This is a genomic window from Thiobacillus denitrificans DSM 12475 (assembly GCF_000376425.1).
In the GTDB taxonomy this organism is placed as follows: Bacteria; Pseudomonadota; Gammaproteobacteria; order Burkholderiales; family Thiobacillaceae; genus Thiobacillus; species Thiobacillus denitrificans.
In genome coordinates, this window is sequence record NZ_AQWL01000006.1 from 208,778 (window position 1) to 220,890 (window position 12,113).

Here is a 12,113-nt window from a genome sequence, read left to right on the forward strand (position 1 = left end):
GACAACTTGCGGGCGGGATACAAATACAGCTAAAGCGTCGCCGCTCTGTTGGTCCCCCGAGCCGGTTACGCAGTCGGTAACCGGGACTACAGGAGCTGTCATGCAAAAGGATTTCATTTTCACGTCTGAGTCGGTGTCCGAAGGGCACCCCGACAAGATGGCGGATCAAGTGTCGGATGCGGTGCTCGACGCGATTCTAACCCAGGACAAACATGCGCGCGTGGCGTGCGAGACGCTGCTGACCACCGGCCTGTGCGTCATCGCCGGCGAAATCACCACCTCGGCGGTGATCGACTACAACCAGATCGCGCGCCAGACCATCAAGCGCATCGGCTACGACTCGTCCGAGATCGGCTTCGACTACAACACCTGCTCGGTGCTGGTCACCGTCGGCAAGCAGTCGCCCGACATCGCGCAGGGCGTGGATCGCGCACACGACGATTATCTCGACCAGGGTGCCGGCGACCAGGGCCTGATGTTCGGCTATGCCTGCAACGAAACGCCGGTGCTGATGCCGATGCCGATCTACCTCGCGCATCGTCTCACCCAGCGCCAGTCCGAACTGCGCAAGGACGGGCGCCTGCCGTGGCTGCGTCCGGACGCCAAGTCGCAGGTGTCGATCCGCTACGTCGACGGCAAGCCGCATTCCATCGACACCGTCGTGCTGTCCACCCAGCATGATCCCGAGGTTTCGCACGCCCAGTTGTCCGAAGCGGTGATCGAGGAAATCATCAAGCCGGTGCTGCCGAAAGAGATGCTTTCCGCCGGCACGCGCTATCTGGTCAACCCCACCGGACGTTTCGTCGTCGGTGGCCCGATGGGCGACGCCGGGCTGACCGGCCGCAAGATCATCGTCGACACTTACGGCGGCGCGTCGCCGCACGGCGGTGGCGCCTTCTCCGGCAAGGATCCGTCCAAGGTCGACCGCTCGGCCGCCTACGCCGGCCGCTACGTGGCGAAGAACATCGTCGCCGCCGGTCTCGCCGACAGGTGCATGGTGCAGGTGAGCTACGCCATCGGCGTCGCCAGACCGACCTCGCTGATGGTCGATACCTTCGGCACCGGGAAAATCCCCGAAGCCAAGATCGTCGAACTCATCGCCGCGCACTTCGACCTGCGCCCCAGGGGCATCGTCAACATGCTCGACCTGCTGCGCCCGATCTACACCCGCACCGCGAGCTATGGCCACTTCGGCCGCGACGAGCCGGATTTCACCTGGGAGGTGACCGACAAGGCGGCGGCGCTGAAGGCGGCGGCGAGCCTGTCGTCCGGCGCGACTGCTGGCCTGCAGCCAAACATGGCATAATCCACCCGCTTTCGGGCGAGGCTTCGCCCCCCTGCGCTGAGGAGCGCTGCGACTATCGTTGCCGATAGCCAGGCTCAGCGCAGGCGATGTTTCAACCGCGCTCGTTGACTTGCAGCAGGGCTGTGGGCAAACGAGCACGCACCCGCTGTCATTCAAGGAGTTTCACCATGAATGCAGTATCCGCTTCCACCAACTTTACCGATTTCGTCGTCGCCGACCTCGCGCTTGCCGACTGGGGCCGCAAGGAAATCCGCATCGCCGAAACCGAAATGCCGGGCCTGATGGCGATCCGCGAGGAGTTCGCCGCCAGCCAGCCGCTCAAGGGCGCGCGCATCACCGGCTCGCTGCACATGACGATCCAGACCGCGGTGCTGATCGAGACGCTGACCGCACTCGGCGCCGAGGTGCGCTGGGCGTCGTGCAATATCTTCTCGACCCAGGATCATGCTGCCGCGGCGATTGCCGCCAGCGGCGTGCCGGTGTTCGCGGTCAAGGGCGAATCGCTGGAAGACTACTGGGATTACACCCACCGCATCTTCGAGTGGGCCGTCGGCGGCGATGGTTCAAGCATGTATAGCAACATGATCCTCGACGACGGCGGCGATGCCACCCTGCTGCTGCACCTGGGGGCGCGTGCGGAAAAGGATATTTCCGTGGTGGCCAAGCCCACCAGCGAGGAAGAACGCGTGCTGTACGCCGCGATCAAGGCGCGCGTGGCGGCGCAGCCGGGCTGGTATTCCAGTCGTCTGGCAGCCGTCAAGGGCGTGACCGAGGAAACCACCACCGGCGTGCACCGCCTGTACCAGATGCACGCCCGTGGCGAGCTCAAGTTCCCGGCGATCAACGTCAACGATTCGGTGACCAAGTCCAAGTTCGACAACCTCTACGGCTGCCGCGAATCGCTGGTCGACGGCATCAAGCGCGCCACCGACGTGATGGTGGCAGGCAAGGTCGCGCTGGTCGCCGGCTACGGCGACGTCGGCAAGGGGTCGGCGCAGGCATTGCGTGCATTGAGCGCCCAGGTATGGGTGACCGAGGTCGACCCGATCTGCGCACTGCAGGCGGCGATGGAAGGCTACCGCGTGGTGACCATGGAATACGCCGCCGACAAGGCCGACATCTTCGTCACCGCCACCGGCAACTACCACGTCATCACCCACGACCACATGGCGAAGATGAAGGACCAGGCCATCGTCTGCAACATCGGCCACTTCGACAACGAAATCGATGTCGCCGGCATCGAACAATACCAGTGGGAAGAGATCAAGCCGCAGGTCGATCACGTGATCTTTCCTGACGGCAAGCGGATCATTCTTCTCGCCAAGGGCCGCCTGGTGAACCTCGGCTGCGCCACCGGCCATCCTTCGTATGTGATGAGCTCCAGCTTCGCCAACCAGACCATCGCCCAGATCGAACTGTGGCAGGAGCGCGATTCCGGCAGATACCCGGTCGGCGTGTATACGCTGCCGAAGCATCTCGACGAGAAGGTCGCGCGCCTGCAGTTGAAGAAGCTCAACGCGCAGCTGACCGAGCTGACCGACCAGCAGGCCGCTTACATCGGCGTACCCAAGGACGGTCCGTACAAGGCCGAGCATTACCGCTATTGATCGACCCGCCCGAAGGAGTGCACCATGCGTCTGCTGCTGTTGTGGATACTGAATGCCGTCGCCCTGCTGGCGGTGACCTGGCTGCTGCCCACTATCCAGGTGACGGGCTTCGGTACGGCGCTGCTTGCAGCGCTGGTCCTGGGCTTCATCAACACGCTGGTGCGGCCGGTGCTGACGCTGCTCACGCTGCCGATCACGCTGCTGACGCTGGGCATCTTCTATCTGGTACTGAACGGCCTGCTGTTCTGGCTGGCCAGCGCGCTGCTGCCCGGTTTTCACGTGCAGGGCCTGGTGTCGGCCATGGTCGGCGCAATCCTCTACGGCGTGATCGCCTGGGCGCTGTCCGCGCTCATCCCCAATGCAAAAGGTTGAAACATGACCGCCCGTACTTACAGCTTTGAGTTTTTTCCGCCGAAGACGGCAGAAGGCGTGGAGAAACTGCGCGCCACCCGGAAACAGCTGGCGCAGCTCAATCCCAAGTTCTTCTCCGTCACCTTCGGCGCCGGCGGTTCCACCCGCGACCGCACCCTGGAAACGGTGCGCGAAATCCAGGCCGACGGCAGTGAGGCCGCGCCACACCTGTCGTGCATCGGCTCGACCGAGGCGAGCATCCGCGACATCCTCAACGAGTACAAAAGCCAGGGCATCCGTCATCTGGTCGCGCTGCGCGGCGATTTGCCTTCCGGCACCATGGATGCCGGCGAATTCAACTACGCCAACGAACTGGTGGCCTTCATCCGCAAGGAAACCGGCGACTGGTTCGAGATCGAAGTCGCCGCCTACCCCGAAGTCCACCCGCAGGCGCGCTCCTATACCGAGGACATGGTCAACTTCAAGCGCAAGGTCGATGCCGGTGCGAATGCCGCGATCACGCAGTATTTCTTCAACGCCGACGCCTACTTCGGCTTTGTCGAAGACGCGCGCGCCCACGGCGTCACCATCCCCATCGTTCCCGGCATCATGCCGATCGGCAATTACGTGCAGCTGGCACGTTTTTCGGATGCCTGCGGCGCCGAGATTCCGCGCTGGCTGCGCAAAAAGCTGGAAAGCTACGGCGACGACCTGGCGTCGATCCGCGCCTTCGGCCTCGACGTGGTGACCGACCTGTGCGACCGCCTGCTGGCCGGCGGCGCGCCGGGCCTGCATTTCTACACCATGAACCAGGCGGGGCCGAGCACCGTCATCTGGCAGCGGCTGGGATTGTGACGCCGCCTGGCGCACGCGCTGTTCTGCAAGACGCGCGCTGCCGGGCTGCGGCGCGCGACTGAGGCGTTGCCACCAGGAAAACAATGAATCCGCCCCGGCCGACAAACAGCAAGTCCAGTGCCCTCGCGCTCGCTGCGCTTGGCGTCGTCTTTGGCGATATCGGCACCAGTCCTCTTTACACCATGAAGGAGGTCTTTGGCGGGCATCACCTGGCGCTCACCCAGGGCAATGTCCTGGGCATTCTCTCGCTGGTGTTCTGGTCGCTGATGCTGGTGGTTTCGCTGAAATACGTCAGCGTCATGATGCGGGCCGACAACAAGGGGGAGGGAGGCATTCTGGCCCTGCTCGCGCTCGCCCAAGGGCAGGCTCCGCTGGGTTCGCGCATTCGCCGGGTGCTGATGTCGCTGGGTTTCATCGGGGCATCCCTGTTCTTCGGCGACAGCCTGATCACCCCGGCCATTTCCGTGCTGTCCGCCGTCGAGGGGCTGGAGATGGGTGCGCCTGTGCTGCATCCCTTCATCGTGCCGCTGGCGCTGGGGATTCTGGTCGGGCTGTTCGTCATCCAGCGTCACGGCACGGCCGCCATCGGCAGGCTGTTCGGCCCGGCCATGCTGCTCTGGTTCACGGTGCTGGGCCTGCTCGGGCTGCTGGGCATCCTGCGCAATCCGCAGGTACTCGCCGCCCTTTCGCCAGTGTATGCGCTGCATTTCTTCGCCACGCACGGCGTCGCCGGCTTTCTCATCCTCGGCGCAGTCGTGCTGGCGATTACCGGTGCCGAGGCCCTGTATGCCGATATGGGGCACTTCGGCCGCCGGCCCATCCAGCTGGTCTGGTTCGCCTGCGCCCTGCCGGCCCTGGTCCTCAACTATTTCGGGCAGGGGGCGCTACTGCTCACCAACCCGGAAGCGGTGCGCAATCCGTTTTACATGCTTGCGCCGGAATGGGCGCTCTACCCCATGGTCGGCCTCGCCACCGTGGCGACCGTGATCGCCTCCCAGGCCGTCATCTCGGGCGCCTTCTCGGTGACCCGCCAGGTCATCCAGATGGGCTATGCGCCACGCCTGATCATTCGCCATACCTCCGCCGCCGAGGCCGGCCAGATCTATATCCCCTTCGTCAACTGGACCCTGATGATTGGCATCGCCCTGCTGGTATTGGGCTTCCAGAGTTCGAGCAACCTGGCCGGCGCCTACGGCATCGCCGTTACCGGCACCTTTGCCATCGATACCATCCTGGTGTGCATGGTCATGCGCGTGCGCTGGGGTCTCGGCCTCGGCGCGACGCTGGCCGGCATGCTGACTTTCCTCACCATCGATCTTGCCTTTTTCAGCGCCAATGCGGTCAAGATCCCGGACGGCGGCTGGTTCCCGCTGGCCGTGGCCATGCTGGTTTTCATCCTGCTGGTGACCTGGAAGCGCGGTCGCGAGATCGTTCAGCTGCGCCTGCAGGAGACCGCGCAGCCACTCGCGCCCTTCGTGGATGTCCTGCTGGCGCATCCGCCGATCCGCGTGCCGGGTACCGCCGTATTCATGACCGCCGACGCGCAGGGTGCGCCATCGGCCCTGCTGCACAATCTCAAGCACAACAAGGTGCTGCACGAACGGGTGGTGATCCTGAATGTGCGCTATGCCGAAGTCCCGTATGTCGCCGCCGACAGACGGCTGGAGATGGCGAAACTGGCCGAAGGCTTTTATCACGTCGTCGTCCGCTACGGCTTCATGGACGACATCGACATTCCCCAGGCCTTGTCGCAATGCCCTTGCGGCATGCAGTTCGAGCTGATGGATACCACCTTCTTCTTCAGCCGGGAAAACCTGATCCCCATCCGCGGCGCCGGCATGTCGCTCTGGCGCGAGCATCTTTTTGCCACCATGGCGCGTAACGCCGCCAGTCCCATGACCTTTTTCCGCATCCCGGCTAACCGGGTGATCGAGCTGGGCACGCAAATCGAGATCTGAGAATCGTCGCTTCCATTCCGTGAGCGCTCGTTCACGGGCGGCGCCATTTTTGCGTTCCGCCGTCCGGATGGCGGAATGCATCGCCTGAAGTTCTTACAGCCAGGCGATGCGCTGCTGCAAGGCCGCTAGATCGGCCACCACATCCTTGAGCGTGGCGCCGCCGTCGGCGGACCCCGCAACCACCGCCTTATCGGCGACCGGTACCAGGCTGTCGAGCTTGAAGCGGCCCTTGCCGGTCTGGTCGCGCAGAAAGCAGCCCTCGTCGAAGAACAGGCGGTCGCCGTTGGCGTCGATTTCTTCGGAATCGACCGAATCGTAGCCGATCAGCCGGCGAATCCCGGCCAGTCCGTCAGTCAGTTCGACCGGGCTGACGGTTTTCCGGTTGGCATCGATCAAATAGGCTTTCATGGCGCGGCCTTTCCGGTTGTTGGGGATCAGGGCAAACAGGCCTTGAGTGCTTTCAGGCAGTCGTCGACGTTCGCCTGCTTGGCAGAATAGCCCATCAGGCCGATGCGCCAGATCTTGCCGGCCATGTCGCCGAGGCCGGCGCCGATTTCCAGGTTGAACTCATTCAGCAGGCGAGTACGCACCGCGGCTTCGTCGACGCCTTCCGGCACGTAGATCGAGTTGAGCTGCGGCAGGCGCGCAGACGCCTCGACCACGTACTTGAGCCCCATGCTTTCGAGCCCGGCCTTGAGCTTCTCGTGCATGGCGCGGTGGCGCGCCCAGGCGTTTTCCAGGCCTTCTTCCTCCAGCATCACCAGCGCTTCGTGCAGGCCGTACATCGGGTTGATCGGCGCGGTGTGGTGGTAGGTGCGCTTGCCGGCGGACTGCCAGTAGCCGAGCACCAGATTCAAATCGAGGAACCAGCTCTGCACCGTGGTCGTGCGCGCCTTGATGCGGGCGATGGCGCGCTCGGAGAACGACACCGGCGACAGCCCCGGGGTGCACGACAGGCATTTCTGGCTGCCGGAATACGCCGCGTCGATGCCCCACTGGTCGAGCAGGACCGGCGTGCCGCCGAGGCTGGTGACGCAGTCCATGATGATCAGCGCATCGTGCTCCTGCGCGATCTTCGCCAGCGTCGCGGCGTCGCTCTGCGCGCCGGTCGAGGTCTCGGCATGCACAAACGCCAGCACCTTCGCATCAGGGTGTGCCTTGAAGGCGTCGCGCACCTTCTGTGGATCGACTGGCGCGCCCCAGGCGTCGTCGACGATCACCGGCACGCCACCGGTGCGCTTGACGTTCTCCAGCATGCGGCCGCCGAACACGCCATTCCTGCAGACGATCACCTTGTCGCCCGGTTCCACCAGGTTGACGAAGCACATCTCCATCCCCGCCGAACCGGGTGCCGAGACCGGGAAGGTCAGCGCGTTCTGCGTCTGGAACGCCATGCGCAGCATGGCCTTGATCTGCTCCATCAGATCGACGAAAGCGGGGTCGAGGTGGCCGATGGTCGGGCGCGCCATGGCATCGAGGATGCGCTGCGGCACGTCGGAAGGGCCGGGCCCCATGAGAATGCGCTGGGGGGGAATAAAGGAAGCCGTCATAACCTTGGTCTCTATGTGGAAAAAATCAACTAAAACAAAGGTTTGATTCTACGGGGAAACGGCGATGCGGAGAATCAGGCGGGCGGTTCGCCCATCAGCGGCTTCATCGCCGTCAGCAGGCTGTTGAAGATGCGCGGATGCGCTTTCTCCTGTTCCGCCAGCATCTGTTTCATCGCATAGCGCTGCTGCGGCTTGGCGAAACACGCCGGGCAGTTCTCGAAAATCACCGGCAGCCCGGCGTCCGTCGCAAAGGCGCGGGTCTGGCGTTCGCGCGCGTAGGTGAAGGGGCGGATGATGCGCAGGTCGCCGGCGTCGTTCAGATAATGCGGCGACATGGTGCGCAGCTTGCCGCCGAACAGCATCGACATCATCAGCGTTTCGGCGAGATCGTCGAGGTGCTGCGCCAGCGCGACGACGTTGCAGTTCTGTTCGCGGGCGACGCGGTAGAGGATGCCCCGCCGCATCCTGGAACAGTATGCGCAATAGGAATCGCTGTCTTTCGTCAGCGTCTTTTGCGCTTCGGCCAGGATCGGCTGCGATTCCAGAAAGTAGGGCACGCCGAGTCCGGCCAGATAAGGCTTGAGGGGCGAAGGATCGAACTGGTCGGATTGCGGATCGACCGTGCAGGCGAGCAGTTCGAACTTCACCGGGGCTTTTTGCTGCAGGTGGTGCAGCGTGTGCAACAGCGACAGCGAATCCTTGCCGCCTGACAGCCCCAGCAGGATGCGGTCGCCGTCGCGGATCATGCGGTAGTCGCCGATGGCGCGTCCGGCGGCGGTGGCGAGCGAGCGGGACGGCTTGACCCAGCCGTTGGGAATGGCTTGGCTCATGCGGAAAACTGCAGCGCATGCAACTGGGCGTAGCGGCCCCGTCTGGCGATCAGGTCGGCATGGCTGCCGATTTCGACGATGCGGCCGCCTTCCAGAACGACAATCCGGTCGGCGCGCTCGATGGTCGACAGGCGGTGGGCGATGACCAGCGTGGTGCGGTTTTCCATCAGGGTCTCCAGCGCGGCCTGCACGTGGCGTTCGGATTCGTTGTCCAGTGCCGAGGTCGCTTCGTCCAGGATCAGCAGGGGTGCATTCTTGAGGATCGCGCGGGCGATGGCAATACGCTGGCGCTGGCCGCCGGAGAGCCGCATGCCGTTCTCGCCGATCAGCGTGTCGAGGCCGTCGGGCAGCGCCTGGATGAAGTCCCAGGCGTGGGCGGCGACGCAGGCGCTGCGGATCTCGTCGGGAGTGGCGTCGCGCTTGTTGCCGTAGGCGATGTTGTGCCCCAGGGTGTCGTTGAACAGCACCACTTCCTGCGATACCAGCGCGATGTGGCTGCGCAGGCTCTGCAGCGGAAAATCGCGGATGTCGTGGCCGTCGAGTTCGATCACCCCTGCGTCGGGATCATAGAAACGCGGCACCAGATTGGCCAGCGTGGTTTTGCCCGAGCCGGAGGCGCCGACCAGCGCCACCGTCTCGCCGGGGGCGATGTCGAGCGTGATGTCGGCTAGGGCGGGCAGGGTCTTGCCCGGATAGGTGAGCGCCACGCCGCGGAAGGCCAGCCGCCCCTCGATGCGGGCGAGGGCGCGGGTGCCGCTGTCGCGCTCGGCGTCCTGGTCGAGCATGGAAAAAATCGTTTCGGCGGCAGCCAGCCCGCGCTGCAGCTGGTCGTTGACTGCGGTCAATCGTTTCAGCGGAGCGAACAGCAGCAGCATCGACATGAAGAAGGCGACGAAGCTGCCGACCGTGGTCGCGTTTTCACTCGCCTGCCCGGCTGCGATGTAGACGATGACGGCCAGTGCGACTGCGGCGATGAACTGGATCACCGGCTCGTATACCGCGTTGGCGGCGACGCGCTTCATCTCGAACAGGCGCGCCAGATTGGCGGCGTGGCGGAAGCGGCCCTGTTCGTACTCCTCGCCGCCGTACAGCTTGACCACGCGGTGGCCGCCCACTGCCTCGTCGACCACCTGGGTGAGGTCGCCGATGTTCTGCTGTGCCTTGCGCGACAGGCCGCGCAATCGCTTGCTGGCGATGCGCACCACCCCCAGCGTAAGTGGCGCCATCGCGAACACGATCAGCGTGAGCTGCCAGTTCAGCCACAGCAGATAGCCGAGCAATCCCAGCACCGTCACGCTGTCGCGCACCAGCGTGGTGAGCGAACTGGTGGCCGACTGCGTGACCTGGGTGACATTGAACGCCAGGTGTGCGATCAGCTGGCCGCTCGGGTTCTGGTCGAAATAGCGCGTCGGCAGCGTCATCAGCTTGTCGAACATGGCGGCGCGCAAATCCATCACCAGACGGCTGCCCACCCATGCCATGCAGTAGGTGCTGACGAAGCTGGTGACGCCGCGCACGATGAACAGCGCCAGCAGCAGCAGCGGTACCCAGCGGATGAAGTCCCGGTCCTTGGCGACGAAGCCCTCGTCCAGCAGCGGCTTGAACAGCGCGGGCAGCAGCGGTTCGGTGGCGGCGGTGAGAATCAGCGCGACGAGGGACAGCGCGAACATGCGCCAGTAGGGCTTCACATAGCCCAGAAGACGCAGATACAGGGCCTTGCTGTCCGGGGCCGGCGTCACAGCAGCAGCAGGGTGGCGAGCCCGAGGAAGATGAAGAAGCCCATGCTGTCGGTGGTGAAGGTGAGCAGCACCGACGAGCCGACGGCCGGGTCGCGCTTCATGCGTTCCAGCGTCATCGGAATGAAGATGCCGGCCAGCGCCGCGACCAGTAGATTCAGCAGCATCGCCAGCGCCATCACCCCGCCTAGCGCCAGGTTGTCGTACAACAGCCAGGCGAAGACGCCGACCACCGAACCCCACACCAGACCATTGAACAGGGCGACGCCGAGTTCCTTCACGATCAGGCGGCGGGCGTTGGCCGGGGTGATCTGGCCCAGCGCCAGGCCGCGGACGATCAGGGCGATGGTCTGGTTGCCGGAGTTGCCGCCGATGCCGGCGATGATCGGCATCAATGCCGCCAGCGCGGCGAGCTTCTCGATCGAGCCTTCGAATGCGCCGATCACGCGCGAGGCGAGGAAGGCGGTGGCGAGGTTGATCGACAGCCACATCCAGCGGTTCTTCGCCGAACGCCACACGGTGGAGAACAGGTCTTCCTCTTCCTTCAGGCCGGCCATCGACAGCATGTCGGCATCCGCCGATTCGCGGATGTAGTCGACCACCGCGTCGACCGTGAGACGTCCGATCAGCCGTCCCTGCATGTCCACCACCGGCGCCATCACCAGGTCGTAGCGCTCGAACGCCTGCGCCGCCTCATGTGCCTCGTCCTCGGGGTGGAACTTGACGAAATCCTCGACCATCACCGCCGCCACCGAGGCCTCGGGGTCGGTGGTCAGCAGTCTTTTCAGCGGCAGCACGCCGATGATCGCGTCATCGCGGTCGACCACGAACAGCTTGTCCAGCTGATCGGGCAGTTCGCCGAGACGGCGCAGGTAGCGCAACGCCACTTCCAGCGTCACGTCGGCGCGGATCGTCACCATCTCGAAGTCCATCAGCGCGCCCACCGTGTCCTCCGGATAGGCCAGCGCCGACTGCAGGTGCGCACGCTTCTGCACGTCCAGGCTGGTGAGCAGTTCCTGGATCACGTCGTACGGCAGGTCGGCCGCGATGTCGGCGATCTCGTCGGTGTCGAGCGATTCGGCGGCGGCCAGCAGCTCCGCCTTGTCCATGGTCTGGATCAGCGATTCGCGCACCGAGTCCGACACTTCCAGCAGAATCTCGCCGTCGTGTTCCGCCTTGACCAGATCCCACACCAGCCGCCGCTCGTCCAGCGGCAGGGCTTCCAGAATGTAGGCCACGTCCGCCGGATGCAGCGTTTCCATGTGCCGCTGCAATTCCGTCAGGTTCTGCTTGTGCACCAGGTTCTCGACCAGATCCTGGCGCGGCCCGCCCTGCTTGTGGACGAGATCCTCCACCAGCCGCATCTTGGCGAGCAGGGTCTGCACCTGCGCCAGGCTGGCTTCGAGGTTGTCCTGCGACTGGTTTTCGAGGGAGTCGGTCATGGAGCGCGGTCGGGAAAAAGCCCCGCGATTGTAACGCGCTATGGCTTGCGGACGGGCGGCACGCTGCTCATTTGGCTGGCCCCGGTCATACGGCGCCGAAGCGGCCGACTCAGAACGGCACGGACGCAAGCTGCCCCAAGGGGAGGGGGCGAGCTGGCGGAGCCAAGCGTCCGGTCATCGGCCTTATGTAAAGTTTTACATAAGGCCGATTATGCAAAGTCGTTGATTATGGAAAGTAGCCGGGGTGGTTTTCGTTAAGAGGTAGGCTGTAAGCGGCCCGGCAGCAGCTGATGCCGCCGCAAGCTATACATAATTCCAGCGGTCGTATGAAGTGGTGACTCCACTTCAGGAGACCGTTATGAACCACACCACACTACATCGGGCCGCGCCAAGTGCGCGGCCACCTACTGCATCCACGGACCACATTGCCGAGGAACTCCGCCACTACGACACACACCTGCGCGATGTGCGAGGGCTG

Annotated in this window: 10 protein-coding genes and 1 riboswitch; of the genes, 5 read left to right on the forward strand and 5 right to left on the reverse strand. The window is 64.3% G+C overall.

Annotation, left to right across the window (positions count from 1 at the left end; translation table 11 throughout):
• Positions 1–100: 100 nt before the first annotated feature.
• The 5 genes from metK (at position 101) to B059_RS0111820 (ending at position 6,077) form a co-directional block, all read left to right on the forward strand.
• Positions 101–1,306 (forward strand): methionine adenosyltransferase, encoded by a 1,206-nt coding sequence (gene metK / locus B059_RS0111800; protein ID WP_018078464.1) that lies wholly within the window; start codon positions 101–103, stop codon positions 1,304–1,306.
• A 32-nt stretch (positions 1,307–1,338) separates the two neighbouring features.
• A riboswitch (S-adenosyl-L-homocysteine riboswitch) is annotated at positions 1,339–1,416 on the forward strand.
• Positions 1,417–1,473: 57 nt separating this feature from the next.
• Positions 1,474–2,913 carry an adenosylhomocysteinase gene (gene ahcY / locus B059_RS0111805; RefSeq protein ID WP_018078465.1) on the forward strand — a complete coding sequence of 480 codons (1,440 nt, stop codon included), beginning with the start codon at positions 1,474–1,476 and terminating at the stop codon, positions 2,911–2,913.
• A 24-nt stretch (positions 2,914–2,937) separates the two neighbouring features.
• Positions 2,938–3,285, forward strand: coding sequence for a phage holin family protein (locus tag B059_RS0111810; RefSeq protein WP_018078466.1), 348 nt, complete (start codon positions 2,938–2,940; stop codon positions 3,283–3,285).
• 3 nt (positions 3,286–3,288) lie between these two features.
• Complete coding sequence (gene metF, locus B059_RS0111815) at positions 3,289–4,119, forward strand: methylenetetrahydrofolate reductase [NAD(P)H] (RefSeq protein WP_018078467.1); 831 nt, start codon at positions 3,289–3,291, stop codon at positions 4,117–4,119.
• 83 nt (positions 4,120–4,202) lie between these two features.
• Complete coding sequence (locus tag B059_RS0111820) at positions 4,203–6,077, forward strand: potassium transporter Kup (RefSeq protein WP_018078468.1); 1,875 nt, start codon at positions 4,203–4,205, stop codon at positions 6,075–6,077.
• 93 nt (positions 6,078–6,170) lie between these two features.
• Here B059_RS0111820 and B059_RS0111825 read toward each other — a convergent pair whose 3' ends face one another.
• The 5 genes from B059_RS0111825 to mgtE form a co-directional block, all read right to left on the reverse strand.
• Positions 6,171–6,485: a hypothetical protein gene (locus B059_RS0111825; RefSeq protein WP_018078469.1), complete on the reverse strand. Its 315-nt coding sequence runs from the start codon at positions 6,483–6,485 to the stop codon at positions 6,171–6,173.
• A 26-nt stretch (positions 6,486–6,511) separates the two neighbouring features.
• The gene (locus B059_RS18980; protein WP_018078470.1) at positions 6,512–7,627 is read right to left on the reverse strand and encodes a pyridoxal-phosphate-dependent aminotransferase family protein; all 1,116 of its coding nucleotides are present in this window, start codon (positions 7,625–7,627) and stop codon (positions 6,512–6,514) included.
• 74 nt (positions 7,628–7,701) lie between these two features.
• A complete protein-coding gene (locus B059_RS0111835) occupies positions 7,702–8,457 on the reverse strand; it encodes a tRNA 2-thiocytidine(32) synthetase TtcA (protein ID WP_018078471.1) in 756 nt (251 codons plus the stop codon).
• A complete protein-coding gene (gene msbA / locus B059_RS0111840) occupies positions 8,454–10,196 on the reverse strand; it encodes a lipid A export permease/ATP-binding protein MsbA (protein ID WP_018078472.1) in 1,743 nt (580 codons plus the stop codon). Before msbA ends, B059_RS0111835 begins: the two co-directional genes overlap by 4 nt.
• Positions 10,193–11,635 (reverse strand): magnesium transporter, encoded by a 1,443-nt coding sequence (gene mgtE, locus B059_RS0111845; RefSeq protein ID WP_026177482.1) that lies wholly within the window; start codon positions 11,633–11,635, stop codon positions 10,193–10,195. Before mgtE ends, msbA begins: the two co-directional genes overlap by 4 nt.
• Between the last annotated feature and the right edge of the window lie 478 nt (positions 11,636–12,113).